Raw genomic sequence first — 24,374 nt, 5'->3', positions numbered from 1 at the left:
TTTCGAAGCACCAGTGTGGGCGGGCTGCGCCGGCCGGTATTGATCTGGATTGAACCGCGCCGACGCATGGCTGCCCTTCCTGCAAGGGCGAGCGAGGATCAAAATAGTTCCGTCGTCAGGGTTGAGCGAGATCAGGCGTGCGGCCAGAGGCTGCGCCGTATACTTGACTGACAGGCTGGAACCGGGCCTGCTCCACGGCTGCTCCACGGCAGCAACGGTATGGATGGGGAAACAATGACGAGCCCTGGTATGACACGCCAAGACATGACACGCCACGACGACGCCCCCGCGGGCGAGCAGGCAGGCCAACATGCCGGTTTTATGCACGGCATGGCGGCCTGGGCGGAAAAACATCGCATCAGCCCCTGGCGCGGCAGTTTCGCCGCCTTCATCGAGCAGATCCTGCCCGGCCGCGCCGCCCTGCTGACGCGCAGCGCGCACCAGTACCTGTGGGACATGATGCGCTGGAACGGCCAGACGGACGACGCCGGACGTTTCCGCTGCCGCCTGTTCGACGACGAGCTGTTCGGCATCGACGAGGCGATCGACCGGGTTGCCGCCTATTTCAAGGCAGCCGCCGCCGGCTCCGAGGTGGGCCGGCGCATGCTGCTGTTGCTGGGGCCGCCATCGGGCGGCAAGTCGACCATGGTAATCCTGCTCAAGCGGGGACTGGAAGAATACAGCCACAGCAGCGAAGGCGCGCTGTACGGCATCGCCGGCTGTCCCGTGCACGAGTCGCCGCTGCACCTGGTGCCGCACAGCATGCGCGCCGACTTTCGCGCCAGCTATAACGCCGAGCTGCATGGCGAACTGTGTCCCCATTGCCGCGCCCGTCTGGAAGAACAGTACGCGGGCGACTTCCTGCGCATGCCCGTCGAACGCATCCACCTGTCCGAGGCGGGCCGCTGCGGCATCGGCACGTATGCGCCGCACGACCCCACCACGGCCGACCTGGCCGACCTGGTCGGTTCCGTCGACCTGTCGAAAGTGGCGCAGTACGGCGACGAAGGCGACCCGCGCGCTTGGTCGTGGTCGGGCGCCGTGTATGCGGCCAGCCGCGGCATGCTGGAAATGATCGAGATCCTCAAGGTCAAGCGGGAATTTCTCTACCTGCTGCTGACCCTGACACAGGAAAAGAATGTCAAGGTCTCGCGCTTTCCCCTGATTTACCTCGACGAAACCATCCTCGCGCACACGAACCTGGCCGAATTTCGCAAATTTCTGCAAGAAAGCGAAAACGAGGCGCTGCTCGACCGCATGGTCATCGTGCAAGTGCCCTATACGCTCAACTACCGCGAGGAAGCGCGCATTTACCGCAAGCTGATCCTGGCGGCCGCGCCCGCCTTCCGCGACGTGCACCTCGATCCGCACGTATTGCATGCGGCGGCCGTGTTTGCCATCCTCAGCCGTCTGCCCGAAGGCGACGACAAGGAAGCGGAATTGGTCAAGAAACTGCGCGTGTACGCCAATGAAGACGTCGACGACTTGCAGCCGGCCGACATCCGCCGCATGCGCGAACGCGACAAATCGCCCGACGAGGGCCTGTCGGGCGTATCTCCCCGTTTCGTCATCAATGCCCTGTCGCACGCCATCATTTCCGCCCAGCGCAACAGCCTGTCGACCATGGACGTGCTGCTGGCCCTGAAGGACGGCATCGAAAACGATGCCCGCATCGAGCCCCGGCGCAAGCGCAAATGGGTCGATTACCTGGTGCTCACACGCAAGGATTTCTATAACCGCTGGGTCAAGGCCGATGTGCACAAGGCCCTGTTCGTGTCGTTCGAACAGGAAGCGCAAGACTTGCTGAACAAATATCTCGATGAAGTCGAAGCCATGCTCGACAACCGCCAGATCCGCGACCCCATCACCAGCGAAGAGCGCCGGCCAGACGAGCGCTTCCTGCGCGCCGTGGAAGAAAAAATCCACATCAGCGACTCGGGCAAGCAATCTTTCCGGCAAGAAGTGGTGCGCAAGGCCATGAGCGCCTTCAAGCGGGGCGAAGCGTTTGGCCTGGGCAGCCATGCGCAATTGCACGACGCCGTCCAGCAATATCTGTTCGAACAGCGGCGCGACGTGCTGCGCCTGGTCGGCTCGGCCAAGCGCCCCGACGACGACGTGCGGGCCAGAATCTCCGCCGTCGAGCAGCGCCTGGTCGACGAATACGGCTATGACGCCCATAGCGCGCGCGAAGCGCTCAACTACGTGACCACCTTGCTGGCGCAGGAATAGCCATGTCCGCCACGACCTCGCCCGCTTCCGCCGCGCCGGCCCTGGCGCGGCCCTGGTACGGGCTGTTCTCGCGCGGCGCGCGCGACTGGCTGCGCCACAATCAGAAAGTGCGCGACGCCGTGCAGGCGCACTTGCCCGAGCTGATCGCCACACCGGACCTGATCGGCGGGCCGCAGCAGCGCACGGTGCAAGTGCCCATGCACCTGCTCGAACATGCGCGTTTCCGCCTGGCGCCCGCGCGCAACAGCGTGGGTGCGGGCCAGGGCGACGGCCAGCCTGGCGATATCCTGCGCGCCCCCCATCCTGCCGCCACGGGCGGAGCTGGAACGCAAGGCGAAGGCGGCGATGGCGAGGGAGCGGTGCGCCTGCTGCTCGAGTTTCCCATCGACGACATACTCGACTGGCTGTGGGACGCCTTCGAATTGCCGCACCTCAAACCCCGCCACCTAGGCGCCATCGACGACGTGCGGCTCGTGCGTAGCGGCCTGGACCGCCATGGCGCCCGTTCGCGCCTGGACCGGCGGCGCACCGTCAAGGAAGCGATCAAGCGGCGCGCCTTGCAAGCCCAGCCGGTGCCATTCACCAATGAAGACTTGCGCTACCGCCAGGTGCTGCAACAGCCCCGGCCCAGCGCGAATGCCGTCGTGTTTTTCGTGCTGGACGTGTCGGCCAGCATGGGGCAGGCCGAACGAAAGCTGGCCAAATCCTTCTTTTTCTTTGCCTTGCAAGGCTTGCGCCGCAGGTATGCGCGCGTGGAAACGCGCTTTATCGCCCATACGACGCGCGCCTGGGAATTTTCCGAAGCCGAGTTCTTCCAGGTCAACGGCATGGGCGGCACCATGGCTTCCACCGCCTTCCGCCTGAGCCGCGAACTGCTGCAGGAACACTACGCGCCGGGCCGCTACAACGCCTACCTGTTCTATGCCTCCGATGGCGAGAATTTCAGCGAAGACCGCGGTCCGGCCAGCCTGGCCCTCGGTGAACTGGCCGCCTTGCTCAACTATATGGGCTATGTGGAAACCGTGCCCGGTGTGCCGCGCAGCCTGGAAACGGAAATGCACGGCCTGTTTGCCGAGCAGGAACGGCGCGGCTTGCCCTTGCACAGCAGCATCCTCAGCAGGAATGACGATATCTGGGCGGCCATCCGCACCTTTTTCCAGCACGAGGCGGCCGATGCGGAGGAAACGCCATGACGCAGGCTGACACTGCCGGCCTGGACGGCTATGCGGCGCGCATCGAAGCGCTGGCGCGGGAACTGGGGCTGGAGTTTGCCCCCGTCGAGTTCGAACTGGTGCCGGACAGCTTCATGGCCGAGATCGCCATCTATGGATTGCCCGTGCGCATGCGTCACTGGTCATTCGGCGTGCGCTACATCCACCAGCTCGTGCATCAAAAGATGGGCAACTCGCATATGTTCGAAGTCATGTTTCCCGGCGACCCTTGCCATGCCTACATGGCCGAGCACAATTCCGTGGCGGAAAACACCCTTGTCACGGCCCACGTGCTGGGCCACGCCGATTTCGCCAGCCGCAACACCCTGTTCCTGCGTTTTGGCGCCATGGCGGGCCAGCGCATTCTGGAACAAAGCGCGGCGCGAGCGCAACGTCTGGAAATGGCGCTGCAACGCCACGGGCAAGAGCAGGTGGAAGCCGTGCTCGACGCGGCACTGGCGCTGGAGCAGCACGTGGACATCCATGCAGAGCTGCACCGCCTGCCCTACTCCGTTCCATCCGCACCATCCGCGCGAACCGGGCCGCCGGGCGTGGCCGGCACGCAAGACGCGGCCGGAACAGACGATCCTTTTACGCAACGCTACCGGCGCCTGCCCGGTGAAGCGGCCGCGCTGGCGGCGCACGAGGCAGCACGGGCACGCGTGACGCAGCGCCCGCTCCTGCCGCCGCAGCCCGAATACGATTTACTGTGGTTCATCGCGCAACATGGGCCGGAGCTGGCTGACTGGGAGCGCGACATTTTCCTGGCCGTGCGCGAAGAGTCGTTTTACTTCTATCCCGTGTACGCCTGCCAGATCATGAACGAAGGCTGGGCTTCGTACTGGCACGCGCGGCTGCTGCGCGAAGCCGACTTCCTGCCGCCGGCCCTGTATCTGTCCGCCATCAAGTCGCACTCTGACGTGGTGCGCCCCTACGCGGGCGAGCACCAGCAAGCGCTGGCCGTCAACCCCTATCATCTGGGCTTTTGCATGTGGGAACACATCATCGAGCGCGAAGGACTGGCCCGGGCACGCCAGATTTGCCGCGACGACGATGACTGCAGCTTCATCCGCAACTATCTGGACGACGAACTGGCTGACCGCCTGGGCCTGTTCGTGCATGAAAGTCGCCGCGACGGCGAAACGCGGATGGCCAGCCGCGACTTGCGGGCCATCCGCGAAGCCATCCTGGCGCCCAAATACAACTATGGCGCGCCGTGCATCGCCGTCACCCTGCTCAACGACGACGGCAGCCTGGTGCTGCGCCACGATCACCAGCGCGATGGGCGCGGCCTCGACCTGGAGCGGGCGGAGCAGGTACTGGCGTACATCGCCCGCATCTGGCGCCGCCCCGTCACCCTGCATACGGCGGATTTTCGGGGCACGCCGCGGGTTCTGCGCAGCAAGAGCGAGGGCATACCGGAACCGCCCGCGCCGGCAGCGTCATCAGCAACGTCAGCAACGTCAACAATGCCGACAGCGCCGCCCGTGCAATATTGAACGCTGACGCACGGCCAGCGTGTCCGGCCAGCATGTCCCTCGGCCTGGGCTGCCTGTTTCTCACGCGAGCCAACTGGCCGGACGGCATGTGCCTCACTGCTGGCCAACTGACCGGCGGGTATGTGCCTCACGCCTGGCCGGCCCGGCCCTCAAGCCCGGCCCGCCTGCGCCACATACCAGGCGATGGTGTGACGCAAGCCTTGCGCCAGGTCGTGTGTGGGGGCATAACCGAGCAAGTGGGCCGCCTTGGCGATGTCCGCCTGCGAATGGCGCACGTCGCCGGCGCGGAACTCCCCATAGTGTGGCGCCAGCGGCACGTGCTGTGGACGGGCGGCAAGCAGCATCTGCTGCATGGTGGCGTGCAGCTGCGTCAGGCTGGTGCGGGCGTTGACGGCCACGTTGTAGACCTGGTTGACGGCCGCCGGGTCGGCGCGCGTGGCGGCGAGGATATTCGCTTGCACGGCATTGTGCACGAAGCAGAAGTCGCGGCTGGTGGCGCCATCGCCATGGATGTGCACGGCCTGCTTGTCCAGCATGGCGGCGATCCAGCGGGGAATGACGGCCGCGTAGGCGCCCAGCGGGTCCTGGCGCGGGCCGAAGACATTGAAATAGCGCAGTCCCACCGTCTGCATGGCGTAGCAGCGCGCGTACACCTGCGCATACAGCTCGTTGACATATTTGCTCAAGGCATACGGCGACAGGGGCGCGCCGATGTGCTGCTCCACTTTCGGCAAGGCCGGATGGTCGCCATACGTGGCGCTCGAGGCCGCATACACGAAGCGCTGCACGCCCGCGTCCCGGGCGGCGGCCAGCATGTTCAAGAAACCGCTGACATTGACGGCGTGGCACAGCAGCGGGTCTTCCAGCGAACGCGAGACGGAACCGAGCGCCGCCTGGTGCAGCACATAATCGACGGCGACGCCAGCGGTGACGGAGTCGCCCGCACTGGCACGGCCGCGCTTGCCCAAGCTGCTGCCCCTGCCGTCGCTGGCGCCATCTGCCTCATCTATTTCACCTTCCGGCTCGCCGTCTGCCTCGCTGCCATCGGCGCTGCCAGCCTGCGCCGGCACGCCGCACGCGCGCGCGCACGCCTGCGGGTCGCGGATGTCGCCTTCGACGAAGGTGAAACGCCGCCATGCATCTTCTCCCACGCTGGCGCGCACTTGCTCCAGGTTGTGGCGGTGGCCCGTCATGAAATTGTCGAGGCCGCGCACTTCCTGTCCCAGCTTCAGCAAGGTTTCCAGCAGGTGCGAACCGATGAAGCCGGCCACGCCCGTCACCAGCCAGCGCCGTGGCTCCCTGGTCAATTGTGCGCAGGCCAGCGCGTAGGCGCCGGCAGCCGGGGCGCCAGCGGGGGCGCCTTGCGCCGCGCTTGCCGCCCGATCGAAAGCATCGGCCGCCATCACAGCCGCCACACGTGCAAGCCGCCGTCCTCGAGCGGACGGGGGTCGAAATGCGATTTGATGTCGATGAAGCAACCGTTTTCCAGCACCTTGGCCTGGAAGTCCGCCAGCGGGCGGGCCAGCAGGGCCTGGTGCGAGACGGCGCTAATGATGGCCTCGGCCCGCGGCAGCTGTTCCCAGCTTTCCAGGGTCAAGCCGTATTCTTCCAGCGCTTCGCGGCCATCGGCGACGGGGTCGTGCACGTGCACCTGCACGCCATACGATTGCAGCTCGTGAATCATGTCGACCACTTTCGAGTTGCGCAGGTCGGGGCAATTTTCCTTGAAAGTCAGGCCCAGCACGTTCACGTGCGCCCCTTTCAATTTGAAGCCTGCGCGCACCATTTCCTTGATGGTCTTTTCCGCCACGAACTTGGCCATGCCGTCGTTGATGCGGCGCCCGGCCAGGATCACGTGCGGGTGGTAGCCGAGCATTTCCGCCTTGTGCGTCAAATAGTATGGGTCGACGCCGATGCAGTGGCCGCCCACCAAACCGGGACGGAACGGCAGGAAATTCCATTTCGTGCCCGCCGCCTGCAGCACTTCCAGCGTGTCGATGCCGATGCGGTCGAAGATGATGGCCAGCTCGTTCATCAGCGCGATGTTCAGGTCGCGCTGCGTGTTTTCGATCACCTTGGCCGCCTCGGCTACCTTGATGCTCGATGCCCGGTGCACGCCGGCCTCGACCACGCCTTCGTACAACGCCGCCACTTGGTCCAGGGTGGCGGCATCGTCGCCCGAGACCACCTTGCGGATGCTGTGCAGCGTATGGTCCCGGTCGCCGGGGTTGATGCGCTCGGGTGAAAAGCCCACATGAAAATCTTCCTTCCAGCGCAGGCCCGAATGCTGTTCGAGGATGGGGATACAGATTTCTTCGGTGGCGCCCGGATACACGGTCGATTCGTAGATGACGATGGCGCCGCGCCGCATGTGGCGGCCGACGGCCGCGCTGGCGCCGGCCAGGGCGGAGAAATCGGGATTGTGCGCGCTGTCGACGGGCGTGGGCACGGCCACGACGATGAAGTCGGCCAGTTGCAGCTCGGCCGGGTCGCAGCCGACGCTCAGCCCTTGCGCCGCCAGCAACTGTTCATGGCTGACTTCGCCCGTCGGGTCGATGTGGCGCCGGTAGCTTTCCACCTTGCGGGCCGACAAGTCAAAGCCGATCGTGCGCTGGCGCATGCCAAACGCCACGGCCAGCTGCAAGCCCACATAACCGAGCCCCACCACCGCCACCACGCCGCCCTTGCTATCCACCTTGCTGTCCATATGTCTGCGCTCCGAAAGGTTGCGGCCCGAGCATCGCCGTCCTGGAAATTCTACGGTTGCCGATCCGGCGATTCTTGAGCGGGAACAAGAAACACGGGGCAGCGGCCAGCATGCACGCCGACAATCGGCAGCTTGTTGAGCGCAATCAAGGAGACCGGCGGCCATCTTTTTAAGCTAGGCCATGCCGATCCCTCATGCACGCCGCTACCGGAGACTTCCATGGCCCGTTCCCTGCCCCGCCCTTTCCCTGGCCTGCCCGCCGTTGCGCTGTGCTGTACTTTGCTGCTCCCCCTCCTGACGGCTTGCCACGGCACGCAGAGCAGCGAAAGCCTGCTGGCCGACGCGCAGCAGTACCGCCAGAAAGGCGAAGCGCGGGCCGCCATCATCCAGTTGAAGAACCTGCTGCAAAAGGAACCGGACAACGCGGCCGCGCGCTTGCTGCTGGGCAGCATCTATATCGACACGGGCGAAGCGCTGTCAGCAGAGAAAGAATTGCGCAAGGCAATGTCGCTGGGCCTCGCTTCGCAGCAAGTGATGCCGCTGCTGGGCAAGGCCTGGCTGATGCTGGGCCAGTTCGACAAGGTGCTGGCCGAGATCGCCGACGATGCGGCGCAGCCCGCTAGCGTGCTGGCCCTGCGCGGCGATGCCTTGCTGGCCCTGGGCCGCCGGGACGAGGCACGCGCCCTGTTCTCGCGCCTGCTCGAAGCCCATCCGGACCAGGTCGAAGCCTTGCTGGGCCTGGCCCGCCTGGCGGCGCTGGACCAGCAAGTGGCGGCGGCCGAGCTGCTGCTGGCGCAAGCCCTGAAAAGCGCGCCCGCCAACCTCGACGCCTTGCGCCTGCAGGGCGACCTGCTGCGTCTGCAAGGCAAGAACGGCGCGGCGCGGCTCGCCTACATGCAGATTCTCAAGATAAAACCGGACAATACCCAGGCGCACATCGACCTGGCCAACCTCGATATCGTGGAAAACCGCTACCTGGAAGCGGCGGCCCAGCTGGCCACGGCGCGCAAGACGGCGCCCAACAGCCTGGGCTTGCTGCAAGCCCAGGCGCTGCTCGATTTCCGCCAGGGCAAGAACAAGGCGGCCTTGCAAGCCTTGCAACTGGTGCTCAAGGCGGCGCCCGATCACATGCCGTCCATCCTGCTGGCCGGCGCCGTGCAACTGGCGCTCGGCTCGCCGCCGCAGGCGGAAAACTACCTGCGGCGCTTCCTCGCCGTGTATCCCAGACATCTGTATGCCGTCAAGATGATGGCGTCGATCGAATTGATGCGCAACAAGACCGACGTGGCCATCGGCTTGCTGCAACCGATGCTGGCCGCCTTCCCCGACGACGTGGAACTGCTGTCGCTGGCCGGCGAAGCCCACCTGCGCGCGCGCCAGTACGACAAGGCGACGGCGTATTTCGAACAGGCCAGCACCCTGGCGCCGGACACGGCCAGGCTGCACGCAGCGCTGGGCATCAGCCGCCTGGGCATGGGCGAGCACAGCCGCGCCATTAATGAACTGGAACGCGCCAGCATGCTCGACAAGAGCACGCCGCAAGCAGGCACCATGCTGGTGATGACCTTGCTACGCAACAAGCAGAACGACAAGGCCCTGGCCAGCGTCAAGATGATGGAGCAACAGCAGAAAGGCACGAATCCCTTGCTGCTGAACCTGAAAGGCGGCGTCTACCTGGCCTTGCGCGATTTACCGGCCGCGCGCGCCAGCTTCGAGCAAGCCTTGGGCATGGACCCTATCTATTTACCCGCGCTGAACAACCTGGCGCAGATCGACCTGGCCGAGAAAAAGCCGGAACAGGCCAGGCAGCGCTTCGAGCGGGCGCTGGCAAAAGCGCCGAAGAATGCCGACCTGTGCGCGGCGCTGGCCAAGCTGGCCGCGTCGCAAGGCAAGACGGACGAGGCGCGGCGCTGGCTCGAGCGGGCCCACCGCGACAATCCCGACGCCGTCGCGCCGGCCCTGCTGCTGAGTAACTTTTACCTGAAGACGGGCGCGTCCGACAAGGCGCTGGAACTGGCGCGCACCTTGCAAACGGGCCATCCGGGCGACGCCGATGCGCTGGCCCTGCGCGCCCAGGTGGAATACAGCGCCGGCCTGGCGCCAGCCGCGCTCGACAGCTACAACAAGCTGGCCAGCATACAAACCACGTCCGCGCCCCTGCAGATGCGCATCGCCAGCCTGCACCTGGCGCTGGGCGACCATCACAATGCGCTGCAAGCCGTCAAGCGGGCGCAGGCGCTTGACCCGGCCCTGCTCGAAGCGCGCGTGGTGGAAGTGGCGATGCTGCTGACCCTGAACCGGCAGCGCGAGGCGCTGGCCGTGGCGCGGCAAGTGCAGGAGCAGCAGCCGAAGCTGGCGGCCGGCTACAAGCTCGAGGGCGACGTGCTGATGGAGCAAAAGCTGCCGCAGCAAGCCGTCAAGCTGTACCAGCACGCCCTCGGCATCAGCCCCATCGGCCCCTTGCAGGTGCAGCTGTACCGCGCCTTGCAGGCGTCCGGGCAAGAACGCGAAGCCGAGGCGAGCATGGCCACCTGGCTGAAGGCGCATCCGGAAGACTTGCCGACCCGCACCTACCTGGCGGGCACCCGGCTGGCGGCAAAGCAATACCGCGCCGCCATCGAGCACTTCCAGTACGTCGTCGCCAAGGATGGAGCCAATGTGGTGGCCTTGAACGACCTGGCCTGGGCGTATCAGCAGGAAAAAGATCCGCGCGCGCAGGCCACGGCCGAGCAGGCGCTGAAGCTGGCACCCGACAATCCCGCCGTGCTCGACACCCTGGGCTGGATCGTGCTGGAGCAAGGTGACGTCAAGCGCGCCACGGCCCTGCTGCGCAAGGCGGCGACGCTGGCGCCGAAGTCGCCCGAAGTGGCGTACCACCTGGGCGCGGCGCTGGCGAAATCGGGCGACAAGGGCGGCGCGCGCAAGCAGCTGGAACAATTGCTTGCCGCCAACAAGGACTTTCCGCAGCGGGCCGCAGCGCAAGCCCTGCTGACCCAGCTGTAGGCCATGGCTGTCCACGCGGCCATGCCCGGCGTGGCGGCGCGGCCGCTGGCCCTGCTGGCGGGCGCGGCCTGCGTGCTGGCCTTGCGCCACTATCCGCTGGGCCACGGCTGGCCCGGTCTGCTGTTTGCCATCCTGCTACCCGCGTATTTTCTGCTGCTGTGCTGGCGTCCCGCCAGCTGGCTGTTCTGCGTGCCCGCCCTGCTGCCCGTGCTGGACCTGGCGCCTTGGACGGGCTGGTTCTTCCTGGAAGAAATCGATCTGCTGCTGTTGCTGACGGTGGCCTGCGGCTACTGGCGCCTGGGCGGGCCGGCCCAAGGCCCAGCGGCGCGGCTGTCGCCCGCCGCCCGCGTCTGTTTGCTGCTGTGCAGCCTGGCCTGGCTGGTGGCGCTGCTGCGCGGCGTCCTGCCACTGCCCCACCTCGACTTGAATACCTGGGATAACTATCTGAGCCCCTACAACAGCTTGCGGCTGGGCAAGGCCTGGGCCTGGAGCATGCTGCTGCTGCCGCTGCTGCTGCGCGACGCGGATCCTCCCGCCTTGCGCCGCTATGCGCTGCCGGGCATGCTGGCCGGACTGGCCATGGTGTCGCTGTTCGCCCTGTGGGAACGGGCCGTGTTTCCAGGCCTGTCGAATTTGTCCAGCGACTACCGCATCACGGCGCCGTTTTCCGCCATGCACACGGGCGGCGCCGCGCTGGACGGCTACCTGGCGTTGAGCCTGCCGTTTGCGGGCCTGTGGCTGGCGCGCGCGCGCAGCCGCTGGCAGGCGGCGCTGGCCTTGCTGCTGCTGGGCCTGGCCCTGCACGCGGCATTCACCACCTTTTCGCGGGGCTTGTACGCGGCCCTGGCCGCAGCCATGCTGCTGGCATTCTGGCAAACCCTGCGGACGGCGCCCGGTGCCGCGCGGTACCCACCGGGCCAGCCGCCCGTGCGCAAAATCTTGCTGAGGCTGCTGCTGGCCGGTCTGGGCACGGTCCTGCTCGTGTACATGTTCAGCCTGGCCGGCTACCGGGGCTTGTTGGCCGCCGTCGTCCTGCTTGCGGCCAGTTTCGTGCTGGCGGCGCGGCCCTTGCCGTGGCGTCTGGCGCCGGCCAGCCTGTTGTGCGCGCTGTGCCTGCAGGGCTTGCTGGCCGCCTGGTGGCCGGAAGGGGCCGGCCAGCAAACGGCCGGCTGGCTGAAAGGCCCGTATTTCCTGTTTTTGCTGGCGGCCGCGCTGCTGGCGGGCGCATTGTGGCCCGGCGGCAAAGGGCCGGCCAGGCTGGGCCTGGCGATGATGGCGTGGACCATGCTGGCATGCAACCTCGCCTGGATAGGCTGGCACTGGGCCGGACCGCCGGCCCTGCTGCCGGCCGGCCTCGTCGTGGGGCTGGCCACGCTGATGTTGTGCAACGGACGCTTGCGTCCGCCGTTGTGGCGGCTGGACCGGGCCAGTCTCAGCATCGCGGGCGCAGCCGGCATCCTGCTGCTGCTGGCCATACCCGTCTCGGCCAGCTATTACGCCACAGAACGTTTCTCCACCACCGCCTTCGACATGCAAGGCCGCTTGCGCCACTGGCGGCAAGTGCTGGCCATGCAGCCGTCCGACTGGGGCGACCGTCTGTTCGGCATGGGGTTCGGCAGTTTTCCCGCCACGTATTACTGGCACAATCCGCAGCGCGAGGTGCCGGCCAGCATCGCGTATGCCGAGGAAGGCGGCAATCTGGACAATCCCCGCAACAGGTATGTGCGCCTGGCCAGTCCCGGCTACAGCGCCGGCTATGGCGAACTGCTGCGGCTGCTGCAACGCCTGCCCGTGCAGCCTGCCACGCGCTACACCCTGGCGCTCGATGTGCGCCGGACCGGCCCCATGCCCGTGCTGCTGGTGCGCCTGTGCCAGCGGCAATTGCTGTATGCGCAAGGCTGCGTGAACGTTCCGTTGCGCCTGCGCCCTGCGCCGGCCGGCACGCAGGCCAGCACCTGGCAGCATTATGACGTGCCGTTCGACAGCGCCTGGCTGGGCGCGGGGGCCTGGCTGCTGCGTCCACCCGTGCAACTGGAACTGGCGGCCAGCGGCACGGCCACCTCGTCCGTGCTCGAAGTCGATAATCTGAGCTTGCGCGCACCGGGTGGCGAGGAGCTGATCGCCAATGGGCGCTTTACCCAGGCCAACAATTACTGGTTTTTCAGCAGCGACCACCACCACTTGCCGTGGCATATCAAAAGCATGGCCTTGCACTTGCTGGTGGAAACGGGCTGGTGCGGCGCCCTGTCCATGCTGGCCTTGCTGGCTGCAGCTGGCCAGCGCCTGCTGCGCCGCGCCGCGCGCGGCGATCCGGGCGCGCTCGCGTGCGCCGCCGCCTTGCTGGGTTTTCTCGTCGTCGGCCTGTTCGACAGCCTGCTCGACGTGCCGCGCATCGCCCTGCTGTGTTACCTGATGCTGCTGTGCGCGCTGCTGCAGCCCGTGTCATCTCCTCCCGTTGAAAGTACACCGCCATGAAAGCCTTGCTCTCCGCCTTGCTGTCCTGCCTTTTTCTGCTCCTGGTTGCCGCGCCCTGCCGCGCCGATGCGCCGCTGGCGCACACCATCGCGCGCGTCAAGCCGTCCATCGTCGGCGTGGGCAGCCTGCAAAAGACGCGCACGCCGCCGATGAACTTCATCGGCACAGGCTTCGTGACGGGCGACGGCTTGAGCGTGCTGACCTGCGCCCATGTGATCCAGAAACTGCTCGACGCCAATCCGAACGAAGTCATCGGCATACTCACGGGCCAGGGCGAGGCGGCGCAGTTTCGCCCCGCCAAGGTTCAGGCGCTGGACACGGAACACGACCTGGCCTTGCTGCGCCTGGCGGGCGCGCCTCTGCCCGCCCTGGCGCTGGGCGACGCGACCACGGTGCGCGAAGGCCAGGCCATGGCGTTTACAGGATTTCCCCTGGGTACCTTGCTGGGACTGCACCACGTCACGCACCGCGCCACCGTGTCATCGCTCACGCCCGTGGTCATGCCCAGCGAAAATGCGCAGCGTCTCGACGTGCGCCGCCTGGCGCAGTTGCAAAAGGCGCCGTACACGGTGTTCCAGCTGGACGCGACGGCGTACCCGGGCAGCAGCGGCAGCCCCCTGTTCGATCCCGAGACCGGTCTCGTCTACGGTATCGTCAACATGGTGTACGTCAAGGGCCTCAAGGAGACGGCCATCAGCGCGCCCAGCGGCATCACTTACGCGATTCCAGGCAGCCACATGCAGGCGATCTTGCTGAAAAATAAATGACTTCTCAGTTGCGCCCCTGCCTCAGCCGGTCGGTAATGCCAGGCTCATCCCATGTCGGGAAAAAAAAGGGGTAAAACGACCGTTCCCCCCCATGCTGTTCCATCAGGCCACCGTACTTGCGGATCTGGGCCCCCATGTAATCGAGGTCCAGCCGTAGCAGCACGGCCGGCGCCCCCACGCGCGTGCACTCGCGCTCGCCGCCGAAGTCCTGGAAGCCCAGCATGCGCTTGTAAAACACCACGTGGCGCGGGTTGACTTCGATCACGTAATCCGTAAAGCCGTGAATATTATGGGCATAGATATAAGAGATATGAATCAGCGCCGCAAACACGCGCTTGCTCACACCCTTGTCGATGGCCAGGCGCGACGGTTCGCACAGGCGGCGGCCCTGCTCGCGCAGGACGTCGAGCTTGTCGCGGAAGTTTTCATCCGCAGGCAAGCCCGTCTCGTCATTGTCGAGGCACAGGGTCATGGTGCCGACGGTGCTGCCGGCCGTTTCCGCAAACAGCGTGATTTTATTCAGCGCATGCGCGGTGCCGGGATCGACGGCATAGCCGCGCCAGCCGTACATCTTGCGGATCAGCAAACTGGCCGCCTCGCGCCGGCCACGCGAATTGGCCATACGGATATGAAAGCGCTGCAGGTCGAGCTCGTGCTCCATGGCCGGGTCGATCTGCCCCTCGCCCACCACCAGGTCACTCAGGGCGCCTGGTGTGTCGAAGGAAATAATGGGTTCATCTTGAAAGCTCATCTTGTCCTCACGTTCATCGGCTGCCGTTGAGACGGACTGAAGCCAATGCCTTGTGACAAGACAAAAACTGGAGAAGTTCCCAGCTTTAGTTAAAAAAACAGAAGAATTTCACCTTTAGATAGCAAAATTACACGCTGAAATTTGCCGAAAAGTACAAAATGACAAATATAAGTGCTGTTTTGATATTGCCGAGGCCGCTGTTAAAAAAAGCTTTCCGGTATCAGCAGCACGTCGCCCGGCCGCATCATGACATTCGCGGAAATATCGCCTTCCTTCAGCAAATCATCGAGGCGAACCCGCAGCTGCTGCTGGTTGCCTTCGCGCATGCGGATGATGCTGGCCTTGTTGCCGGCCGCGAAATCCGTGATGCCGCCCACGGCGATGAGCACGTCCATCAGCGACATGCCCAGCCGGTACGGCAGCGCCTGCGGCTTGGCCGCCTCGCCAATCACCCGGATCTGCTCGCCATACGGCCCCGAGAAATTGGTGACGATGACGGTTACCACGGGCTGCTGGATGAATTTGCTCAAGGCTTGCTCGATGTCGCGCGCCAGCTGGGTCGACGTCTTGCCGCTGGCGGGTAAATCCTCGACCAGCGGCGTGGTGATCTTGCCGTCCGGGCGGACAGCCACCGTCAGCGACACTTCCGGGTTGCGCCAGACGATGATGTTGACGGAGTCGCCCGGCCCGATCAGGTAATCGTGCATGGGCGCACTGTCGTCGGACGGTGCCAGCGGATGGGACGTGCGGCAGGCGCCCAGCAGGCTGGCAGAAAGGGCCAGGCCCAGCGCGTTACGGATAAATGCACGGCGAAACGGATTCATGCGGAGCCTCTTCGAGTCGATGGCGCATCCATGGCCGGCCCCGCAGAACCAGCCTGGGCCGCGAACTTCCTATGATTATTAAAACTCGGCAAGAGAACCTTGAGGCGTATCAAGAAGCAATCATCTTGGGAAATCTTGCTCCACAGCCGCCCTATACTTTGCTTACCCAACAGGCAAGTATTTCTTGCAAGATGCCGCTGTTGTCCGCGCCGCCAGCCCATCTCCCGTGCAGCACCGCACCGTCACCTGAAGGAAGCGACATGGAAGACTTGATACAGCAACTGCTGTCCAGCCTGAAAGGCATCTGGAAGTACCGCTGGCACGCGGTCGTGGTGGCGTGGCTGGTGGCCATCGCCGGCTTCATCCGGGTGATCTCCCTGCCCGACGACTTCCAGACGTCGGCGCGCGTGTTTGTCGATACGCAAACCATCCTCAAGCCGCTGATGGCCGGCATGACCAGCGTACCGAACACGGAACAGCAGGTGGCCATCATGAGCCGCACCCTGCTCAGCCGCCCGAACGTCGAGCGGGTGATGCGCATGGTCGACCTCGACCTGGGTTCGAAGACCGTGCGCGAGCACGAGGCCCAGCTGGACGAGCTGATGAGCCGCATCAAGATCACCGGCACCAACGCCTACGACATTTACACCATCAGCTACAGCGGGCGCGACCCCAAGCTCGTGCGCGACGTCGTGCAAAGCCTGCTGACCATCTTTGTCGAAGGCAGTTTCCAGGGCAAGAAAGGCGATTCGCAAAAGGCGGTGCAATTCATCGACGAGCAGATCAAGAATTACGAGGACAAGCTGAGCGCGGCGGAAAACCTGGTGAAGGAATTCAAGATCCGCAACAACCTGCTGCTGCCGCGCCAGGGCATCGACTATGGCAGCCAGCTGCTGATGTCGTCCGATAGCCTGAACAATGCCAAGCTGGAGCTGGTCGAGGCGGAACAGGCGCGCAAGGCCATCCTGAGCCAGATCGAAGGCGACGAGCCGGTGCTCGACCTGGAACCGAACGCGGCGGCCATCACGAACCCCGAACTCGACGAGCGCATCGCGTCGATCAACAAGAACCTCGACAGCCTGCGCATGCAATTTACGGAATTGCATCCCGACATCATCGCCTCGAAACGCCTGGTGGCCCAGCTGGAAGAACGCAAGATCGAGGAAAGCAAGCTGAAAACGGCGGCCGGCGATCCGGGCAAGAACTACAGCCCCATGCTGCAGCAACTGAAGGTAGCGTTGACGGACGCGGACGCCAAGGTGGCCGCCATCCGCGCCCGCGTGCAGGAATACAACGCGCGCAACGAGCGCCTGCTGGCGCAGAGCAATGCCGTGCCCGAGGTGGAATCGCAGCTGGCGCAGCTCAACCGCGACTACATCATCAACAAGGAAAACTATGAAAAGCTGATCGGCCGGCGCGAAGCGGCCAAGCTGTCGGGCGAACTCAGTTCCACCACGGACATGATGGCCTTCAAGATCATCGACCCGCCCACGGTGCAATATGCGCCCGTCGGCCCGAACCGCCCGCTGCTGTTTTCCGCGGCGCTGGGCGCGGCCCTGATTGCCGGCGTCGCCACGGCCCTCCTGATCAGCCAGGTGCGCCCCACCTTCCTCAGTCCTTCCGAGCTGCGCGACGCCACGGGCTTGAACGTGCTGGGCACGGTATCGATGAACTGGACGCCGCTGCAGCAAGTACGCCGCCGCCGCGCCCGCTATGGCTTCGGCGCCTGCCTGGGCAGCCTGTTCGTGCTGTACGGCGGGGTCATGACGGCCGCGCTGCTGAAATTCTAGATCCCAAGGAGCGATGATGACCAGCAAGGACAGCGGCAAGCAGGAACCCACCACCCTCGGCGTGGCCGAGGCCGGCGTGCCCTATACGGTGAACGGTACGCAGGGCGCGGACGCGGCCCGGTCGCCCCGCTACCGCCCCCTGAACCTGGACCGGCTGGCCGAGCAAGGCATGCTCACGCACGACGGCGGGCGCAGCGCGGTGGCCGAGGATTTTCGCATCATCAAGCGCCCGCTGCTGCGCCAGGCGCGCGCCAGCGGCGCCGAGGCCATTCGCCACGGCAACCTGATCGTCGTCACCAGCGCCATGCCGGGCGAAGGCAAGACGTATTGCGCCATCAACCTGGCCATGAGCATCGCCATGGAAATGGATATCACGGTACTGCTGGTCGATGCGGACGTGGCGCGCCCGTCCGTGCTGAAAGTGCTGGGCCTGCCGCCCGAGCCGGGACTGATGGATATCCTGCTCGACCCGCAACTGGCCATGGCCGACGTGATCCTGAAAACCAATGTGGCCAACCTGAGCATCCTGCCGGCCGGGCGCAGCAACAAGCACGCGACGGAATTGCTGGCCAGCCGGGCCATGAGCCGGCTGCTGGCAGAAATTGCCAGCCGCTATGGCGACCGCATCGTCGTCTTCGATTCGCCGCCCCTCCTGATCACCAGCGAAGCGCACGCGCTGGTCGGGCAGATGGGACAAGTCGTCATGGTGGTCGAGGCGGAAACGACGACGCAGCACGCCGTCAAGGAAGCGCTGCGGCAGATCGAGTCGTGCGAACACATACATTTGATCTACAACAAGACCAAATCGTTCCCCGGCAACGACTACTACGGCTATGGCCATTACGATTAGCCGCCGGGTTTCGCTAACGCCGTCGCCGCTGCTGCCGTTGCTGCCGTTGCTATCTCTGCTGCTGCCCCTGCCGGCCGGCGCCGTCGACTGGCTGGTGCAGCCGTCGCTGCGCCTGCGCGAAAGCTATACGGACAATGCCTTGCGCGCGCCGCCCGGCAAGGCGCAATCGGACTTCATCACGGAAATCGCGCCCGCCATCGCCCTCATCGGCACGGGCCCCCGCCTGCGCGTGCACCTCGATTACAGCTGGCACAAATACCTGTCCGGCCAGCGCGCCGATACCGAGCACCACGAACTGGGCGCCTCGGCCGACGCCGAGCTGGTCAAGGACTGGTTCTTCATCGATGCGGACGCCAGCGTGAGCCGGCGCAACATCTCGCCGTTCGGCCCGCAATTGATCGACGACCTGCCCGATACGGACAACGCCAGCACCGTGCGCACCACCGGCATCAGCCCCTATTTGCGGCACCGTTTCCGCGGCCTGGCCACGACCGAGCTGCGCTACACGCGCAACACGGTCGACAGCGGCGGCGCACTGCTGTCCGTACACAGCGATGAAATGGAATTGCTGCTCAGCGGCGAGCCGCGCGGCAAGGGCTGGACCTGGAACGCCAGCCACGACGTGCGCCGCACGCAGGACAGCAAGCTGGCGCCCATGCGCATGCAGCGCAGCAGCGTGGGCCTGCGCTATCCGTTCAGCAGCAAATGGGCGGCCACGGCCAGCGGCGGCACGGAAAAGGAAGGCTATGTATCGGCCAGCGGCAAGGCGCCGGCCGGCCGCTTCTGGTCGCTGGGCGGCGTGTGGACGCCGTCGCCGCGCACCAGCGTGGCCTTCAGCACGGGCAGGCGCTTTTTTGGCAACACCTACAGCCTGGACGCCACGTTCCTGCAGCGCCATACCAACTGGCAACTCAATTACAGCGAAAACATCACCACCCTGCCGACGCAATTTTCGCGCCTGGGCGACCGCGACGCGGGCCAGTTGCTCGATCAATTGTGGCGCGGCATCTTTCCCAATGCGCGCGACCGGCGCCTGCGCATCGATGCCTTCCTGCGCTACGCCAACAGCCTGGGGCCGGAACGGGGCGCCATCAATTACTTCAGCCACCGCTATTTCCTGCAAAAACAGCTGAAGCTGACGATGGCGCGCGCCACGGCGAAAAGCACGATGATCGCCGGCATCACGGCCGTCGACCGCACGGCGCAAACGGCCAGCGGCATCGACAGCGGCTTGCTGCCCGGCGTGGAATTTGGCAGCGAAGACCGCACGCGCCAGATGAGCGGCAACCTGGGCTGGAGCTGGAAAGCCAGTTCGCGCACCAGCCTGAACGCCAATGCCGGCTACGCCAGCGTGCGCTCGCTGAGCGTGCCCCGGCACGACAACAACATCACCGTGACGGCCGGCTACACGCGCATCCTGCAGCAGAACATGACGGCCAGCATCGACGTGCGGCATACACGGCACGCCAGCAACCGCGGCGGCGACTACCGCGAAAACGGCGTCAGCGCCACGCTCACCATGCAATTCTAAGGAGGCCGCAATGTCCGACCCTACTCTTGCGCGCGCCGCGCCGGCGCACCTGCTGTGCGTGGTGGCCGCGCGCCCCAACCTGATGAAGATGGCGCCCATCCTGGCCGCCCTGGCCCGCCAGGCGCCCACCGTGCGCGTGACCTTGCTGCATACGGGCCAGCACTACGACACGGCCATGAATGGCCAGCTGTTTGCGGACCTGGACCTGCGCCCGCCCGACATTTGCCTCGATGTCGGCTCCGGCAACCATGCGCAGCAGACGGCCGAGATCATGCGCCGCTTCGACGCCGTGCTCGACGCGCAGCCGCCGCTGGCGCCCGATGCCGTGCTGGTCGTGGGCGACGTCAATTCCACGCTGGCTTGCGCGCTGGTGGCGGCCAAGCGTGACATTCCCGTGATCCACGTCGAGGCGGGCCTTCGCAGCGGCGACCGGCACATGCCCGAAGAAATCAACCGCGTGCTCACCGACCAGTTATCCAGCCTGCTGCTGACCAGCGAGGAAGGCGCGCGCGCCCACCTGCTGCGCGAAGGCATCGCCCCCGAACGCATCCATTTCACGGGCAACGTCATGATCGACAGCCTGCGGCAGCAGCTGCCGCGCGCGATAACGCCCGCCGCCACCCTGCGCACCCACGGCCACGCCTGCCCGCCCGCGTATGGACTCTTGACCTTGCACCGGCCGTCGAACGTGGACGACCCGGCGCAGCTCGAAGCGCTGCTGGGGGCGCTGGGAGAATTGTCGCAGCAACTGCCGCTGCTGTTTCCCATCCACCCGCGCACCCTGGCAGGCCTGCGTCTGGCGGGCCTGGAACCGCTGCTGGCGCGGCATGCCATCGTCCGCCTGCCGCCGCTGGGCTACCTGGAAATGCTGGGCCTGATGCAAGAGGCGCGCCTGGTGCTGACGGATTCGGGCGGCATCCAGGAAGAAAGCACGGCCCTGGGCGTGCCTTGCCTGACCTTGCGCGCCAGTACGGAGCGTCCCGTCACCGTCAGCGACGGTACGAATACCCTGGCCGGCACGCAGCCGGCAACCATTCTCGCGCTGGCACGGGGCATCCTCGACACGGGCGGCAAGCGCGGCCGCCTTCCGCCGCTGTGGGATGGCCACGCGGCCACGCGCATCGCCGCTGTCATCGCGCCCTGGCTGGCGGCGCGCCGGGACGCGCCATGACGCCGCCGCTGATACTGCGCAACGCGCTCACCATCGACGTGGAAGATTACTTCCAGGTGTCCGCTTTCGCGCCGCACATCGCGCGCGCCGACTGGCCCCGCCTGGAATGCCGGGTCGAGGCGAACATCGAGCGCATCCTGCTGCTGCTGGAAACGCGCCGCATCCACGCCACCTTTTTCACCCTGGGCTGGATCGCCGAGCGCTATCCCGCCATGCTGCGCCGCGTGGCGGCCGCCGGGCACGAAGTGGCCAGCCACGGCTATGCGCACCTGCGGGCCTGCGACCAGTCGGCCGCGCAGTTCGCCGACGATGTGCGCCGCAGCAAGACGATCCTGGAACAATTGACGGGGCTGGCCGTGCACGGCTACCGGGCGCCCAGCTTTTCCATCGGCGCGGCCAACCTGTGGGCTTTCGACGTGCTGCAGGAAGCGGGCTACCGCTACAGTTCCAGCATCTATCCGATCCGCCACGACCACTACGGCATGCCGGATTCCCCCCGCTTCGCCTGGCGGCCACGGGGGGCGCACGGCATGCTGGAATTGCCCGTCAGCACAGTACGCTTGCGCGGGCGCAACCTGCCGGCCGGCGGCGGCGGTTATTTCAGGTTGATGCCGTATGCACTGTCGCGCTGGCTTTTGCGACGCATCAATTCGCGCGACGGGCAAGCTGGCATATTCTATTTTCATCCTTGGGAACTCGATCCCGGCCAGCCGCGTCCGACGGGCCTGAGTGCCAGGACGCGCTTTCGCCACTACCTGAACCTGGGGCGCATGGAAGCGCGGCTGGGGCGCCTGACTCGCGATTTCTCATGGGACCGCATGGACCGTATCTTTCTTGAAAGCACATAATGCACGAGGCCAGCCTTGTTCCCGACCCGCTACAGTCCCGCGCCGCCATCGCCGTGCGGTCGCTGCAGGGGCACGAGCATGCGCGCTGGGATGCCTTTGTCGACACATGCCCGGAAGCGACCTTCTTTCACCGCGCCGGCTGGCAAACCATCATGGAGCAAGGTTTCAAGCACGACAGTTATTTTTTGTACGCGGAACAGGACGGGCGCATCGCCGGTGTGCTGCCGCTGGCCCATCTGCGCAGCCGCCTGTTCGGCTCCGCCCTCGTCTCGCTGCCCTTTTGCGTGTACGGCGGCATCGCCGGCGGCAGCGCGGCCGTGCGACTGGCCCTCGATGGCGCGGCACTGGCGCTGGCGCGGCGCCTCGGCGTGGGGCACCTGGAATACCGCTGGCACGAAGTGCCAGAAAGTACAGACCCTTCCTGGCTGCACAAACCCCTGTACGCGACCTTCCGCCGGTCCTTGCTGCCCGATGCCGAGCAGAACCTGCTGGCCATTCCCCGCAAGCAGCGCGCCGTCGTGCGCAAGGCCATCGCGGGCGGCCTGCACAGCGCCATCGACTATGACCTCAACCGTTTCTACCCGATTTACGCGGCCAGTGTGCACCGGCTGGGCACGCCCGTCTTCGCGCGCCGCCATTTTGCCCTGCTGCGCACGGTGTTTGGCGACGCCTGCCAAATCCTCACCGTCTACCACGGCCAGCAGGCGCAAGCGAGCGTGCTGCTGTTCTATTTCCGCGATGAAGTATTGCCATATTACGGCGGCGGCAGCGTGCTGGCGCGCAGCACGGGCGCCAACGACTTCATGTACTGGGAAGCGATGCGCCGCGCCTGCGCGCGCGGCTACCGCCTGTTCGATTTCGGCCGCAGCAAGCTGGGGACCGGGGCATACGACTTCAAGAAGAACTGGGGCTTTGCGCCGCAGCCGCTGCCCTACGCCTACCAGCTCGTGCGCGCCAAGGCCTTGCCGGAAGTCAACCCACTGAATCCGAAATATGCGCTGTTCATCCGCGCCTGGCGCCGCCTGCCGCTGCCGCTGGCCAACCTGCTGGGGCCGCACATCGTGCGGCAGCTGGGCTAAGCGACGGGACCCACCATGCGTGAACTGCTATTCCTTGCCCACCGCCTGCCGTATCCGCCCAACAAGGGCGACAAGATACGCTCATGGCATATGCTGCAATACCTGAGCCGGCATTTCCGCGTGCACCTGGGCTGCTTCATCGACGATGACGACGACTGGCAGCACGCGAAAACCGTGGCCGCCCTGTGCGCCAGCACGCGCTTCATCGGCTTGCGGCGCGGCGCGGCCCGCTGGCGCGCCATGCAGGCGCTGCTGTCGCGCCAGGCCATGAGCGTGCAGTACTACCGCGATGATGGCCTGCTGCAATGGGTCGACGGCTTGCTGTCCTGCGGCAAGGTGCGCCACGCGCTGGCCTTTTCCGGCCCCATGGCGCAATACATCGACGGCAGCGCGGGCCGTGCCCTGCACCGCGTGATCGATTTCGTCGACGTCGATTCCGACAAATGGCGCCAGTACGGCGACAACAAACCCTGGCCCATGTCGCAGCTGTACCGGCACGAAGCGCACATGCTGCTGCAGTACGAGCGCCATATCGCCCAGCAGTTCACGGCTGCCAGCTTCGTCTCGCCGGCCGAAGCGGCCCTGTTCCGCCAATGCGCCCCGATGGCGCGGCGCAAGACGGGATACTTCAACAACGGCGTCGACACGGCGTATTTCACGCCCCTGCCAGCCCAGCCCCCCGTCTATCCGACCGGCGTGCAGGCGCTGGTATTTACGGGCGCCATGGATTACTGGCCGAACATCGACGCCGTGCAATGGTTCGTGCGCCACGTCTGGCCCGCCTTGCGGCGCCAGTTTCCCCAGTTACAGTTTTATATCGTCGGCAGCGCGCCCGTGCCCGCCGTGACGGCGCTGGCAAGGATAGCTGGCGTGGTGGTGACGGGCAAGGTGCCCGACATCCGGCCCTACCTGGCCGGCGCGGCGCTGGTCGTGGCGCCCCTGCGCATCGCCCGCGGCGTGCAAAACAAGGTACTTGAAGCGATGGCGATGGGCAAGGTCGTGCTGGCCACGCCGCAGGCGCTCGAAGGCATCGCCGCTCAGCCAGGCCTGGAACTGCTGCTGGCGCGCGACGACGTCGAATTCATCCACCATGCGGCGCGCGTGCTGCGCCATGCCCAGGGCGGCGCAGCCGAAGGGAGCGGCGCGGCCATGGGCACCGCGGCGCGCCAGCTGGTCTTGCAGGATTACAACTGGGAACGCAATCTGCGGGGCCTGGGCGCCATGCTGGGCCTGCCTGCCGAGACGGATGCCGATACCGATGCGGCTGCCAGCGGCGCCAGCGCGCCTTTGCTGCCCGTGAGGGAGCCATCCACATGAGCGTGCAACTCGACCCGGTGGCCCGCTTGCCGGACGCGGCCGTCTGGCGGCACGGGCACGCCCAGGGCCAGCAGCAAGCCCTGCTGCTCTTGCTGCTGGCCCTGGCTGCCATCGTGCTGCTGTACCACGCCACCTTCTGGTCGATGCTGGAACTGTGGTCCCGCTCGCAAACCTTCGCGCACGGTTTCTTGATCGTGCCCATCAGTTGCTGGCTGGCCTGGCGCCCCCGCCCCCCCCCGGGCCCGCCAGGCCCCCCCCCCCCCCCCCGCCGGGGGGGGGGGGGGCTGGTTTTTGTGAACACCACCCCGCCCACGGCCGGCTA

General features: G+C 65.9%; 18 protein-coding genes. 14 read left to right on the top strand and 4 right to left on the bottom strand.

The genetic code is table 11. From position 1 onward, the window contains the following. The first annotated feature begins 249 nt into the window (after positions 1–249). The 3 genes from HWE17_RS24370 to HWE17_RS24360 are packed head-to-tail and all read left to right on the top strand — an operon-like array spanning position 250 to position 4,939. Complete coding sequence (locus tag HWE17_RS24370; RefSeq protein ID WP_255206376.1) at positions 250–2,229, top strand: serine protein kinase; 1,980 nt, start codon at positions 250–252, stop codon at positions 2,227–2,229. Between the two features lie 2 nt (positions 2,230–2,231). Further along, entirely contained in the window at positions 2,232–3,422 is a 1,191-nt protein-coding gene (locus HWE17_RS24365; protein ID WP_176390552.1) for a DUF444 family protein, read from the top strand. Then, on the top strand, positions 3,419–4,939 hold the full coding sequence (locus tag HWE17_RS24360; protein WP_176390551.1) for a SpoVR family protein: 1,521 nt from the start codon (positions 3,419–3,421) through the stop codon (positions 4,937–4,939). Before HWE17_RS24365 ends, HWE17_RS24360 begins: the two co-directional genes overlap by 4 nt. A 149-nt stretch (positions 4,940–5,088) precedes the next feature. On the opposite strand, the gene HWE17_RS24355 is transcribed toward HWE17_RS24360, so the two are convergent. Both HWE17_RS24355 and HWE17_RS24350 read right to left on the bottom strand, forming a co-directional pair. Continuing rightward, complete coding sequence (locus HWE17_RS24355) at positions 5,089–6,342, bottom strand: SDR family oxidoreductase (RefSeq protein ID WP_176390550.1); 1,254 nt, start codon at positions 6,340–6,342, stop codon at positions 5,089–5,091. Then, the gene (locus HWE17_RS24350; protein WP_176390549.1) at positions 6,342–7,646 is read right to left on the bottom strand and encodes a nucleotide sugar dehydrogenase; all 1,305 of its coding nucleotides are present in this window, start codon (positions 7,644–7,646) and stop codon (positions 6,342–6,344) included. The genes HWE17_RS24355 and HWE17_RS24350 overlap by 1 nt, the downstream gene beginning before the upstream one ends. Positions 7,647–7,865: 219 nt before the next feature. Here HWE17_RS24350 and prsT point away from each other — a divergent pair, with 219 nt between their 5' ends. Genes prsT through HWE17_RS24335 form a run of 3 tightly spaced genes read left to right on the top strand, consistent with a single transcriptional unit; the run spans position 7,866 to position 13,891 of the window. Continuing rightward, positions 7,866–10,649 (top strand): XrtA/PEP-CTERM system TPR-repeat protein PrsT, encoded by a 2,784-nt coding sequence (prsT, locus tag HWE17_RS24345; protein WP_176390548.1) that lies wholly within the window; start codon positions 7,866–7,868, stop codon positions 10,647–10,649. A 3-nt stretch (positions 10,650–10,652) separates the two neighbouring features. After that, on the top strand, positions 10,653–13,124 hold the full coding sequence (locus tag HWE17_RS24340; RefSeq protein ID WP_176390547.1) for a hypothetical protein: 2,472 nt from the start codon (positions 10,653–10,655) through the stop codon (positions 13,122–13,124). Then, on the top strand, positions 13,121–13,891 hold the full coding sequence (locus tag HWE17_RS24335) for a serine protease (RefSeq protein WP_176390546.1): 771 nt from the start codon (positions 13,121–13,123) through the stop codon (positions 13,889–13,891). Before HWE17_RS24340 ends, HWE17_RS24335 begins: the two co-directional genes overlap by 4 nt. A gap of 4 nt (positions 13,892–13,895) precedes the next feature. Here the strand turns inward: HWE17_RS24335 and HWE17_RS24330 are convergent, their stop codons facing one another. After that, positions 13,896–14,642, bottom strand: coding sequence for a long-chain N-acyl amino acid synthase (locus HWE17_RS24330; RefSeq protein WP_099401904.1), 747 nt, complete (start codon positions 14,640–14,642; stop codon positions 13,896–13,898). A gap of 200 nt (positions 14,643–14,842) precedes the next feature. Further along, positions 14,843–15,466 carry an XrtA/PEP-CTERM system exopolysaccharide export protein gene (locus tag HWE17_RS24325; RefSeq protein WP_176390545.1) on the bottom strand — a complete coding sequence of 208 codons (624 nt, stop codon included), beginning with the start codon at positions 15,464–15,466 and terminating at the stop codon, positions 14,843–14,845. A 260-nt stretch (positions 15,467–15,726) separates the two neighbouring features. On the opposite strand from HWE17_RS24325, the gene HWE17_RS24320 reads away from it, so the two are divergent. The 8 genes from HWE17_RS24320 to HWE17_RS24285 all read left to right on the top strand — a co-directional run. Continuing rightward, entirely contained in the window at positions 15,727–17,256 is a 1,530-nt protein-coding gene (locus tag HWE17_RS24320) for an XrtA system polysaccharide chain length determinant (protein ID WP_099401902.1), read from the top strand. Positions 17,257–17,269: 13 nt separating this feature from the next. Further along, positions 17,270–18,106 (top strand): XrtA-associated tyrosine autokinase, encoded by an 837-nt coding sequence (locus HWE17_RS24315; protein WP_176390544.1) that lies wholly within the window; start codon positions 17,270–17,272, stop codon positions 18,104–18,106. After that, positions 18,090–19,637 (top strand): TIGR03016 family PEP-CTERM system-associated outer membrane protein, encoded by a 1,548-nt coding sequence (locus HWE17_RS24310; RefSeq protein WP_035818769.1) that lies wholly within the window; start codon positions 18,090–18,092, stop codon positions 19,635–19,637. The genes HWE17_RS24315 and HWE17_RS24310 overlap by 17 nt, the downstream gene beginning before the upstream one ends. A 10-nt stretch (positions 19,638–19,647) precedes the next feature. Further along, on the top strand, positions 19,648–20,808 hold the full coding sequence (gene wecB, locus HWE17_RS24305; protein ID WP_176390543.1) for a non-hydrolyzing UDP-N-acetylglucosamine 2-epimerase: 1,161 nt from the start codon (positions 19,648–19,650) through the stop codon (positions 20,806–20,808). Continuing rightward, a complete protein-coding gene (locus tag HWE17_RS24300) occupies positions 20,805–21,656 on the top strand; it encodes an XrtA system polysaccharide deacetylase (RefSeq protein ID WP_176390542.1) in 852 nt (283 codons plus the stop codon). Before wecB ends, HWE17_RS24300 begins: the two co-directional genes overlap by 4 nt. Then, a complete protein-coding gene (locus HWE17_RS24295) occupies positions 21,656–22,735 on the top strand; it encodes a FemAB family XrtA/PEP-CTERM system-associated protein (RefSeq protein WP_176390541.1) in 1,080 nt (359 codons plus the stop codon). Before HWE17_RS24300 ends, HWE17_RS24295 begins: the two co-directional genes overlap by 1 nt. A 15-nt stretch (positions 22,736–22,750) precedes the next feature. Further along, entirely contained in the window at positions 22,751–24,052 is a 1,302-nt protein-coding gene (locus HWE17_RS24290) for a TIGR03087 family PEP-CTERM/XrtA system glycosyltransferase (protein ID WP_176390540.1), read from the top strand. Continuing rightward, positions 24,049–24,374 (top strand): archaeosortase/exosortase family protein (locus HWE17_RS24285; protein ID WP_176390539.1); only part of this gene is annotated, 326 nt, incomplete at its 3' end. The genes HWE17_RS24290 and HWE17_RS24285, both read left to right, overlap by 4 nt.

This window comes from Janthinobacterium sp. BJB401 (assembly GCF_013372745.1).
In the GTDB taxonomy this organism is placed as follows: Bacteria; Pseudomonadota; Gammaproteobacteria; order Burkholderiales; family Burkholderiaceae_D; genus Janthinobacterium; species Janthinobacterium rivuli.
Note: the sequence above shows the minus strand (reverse complement) of the source record. Positions and strands in the feature narration are given on the sequence as shown.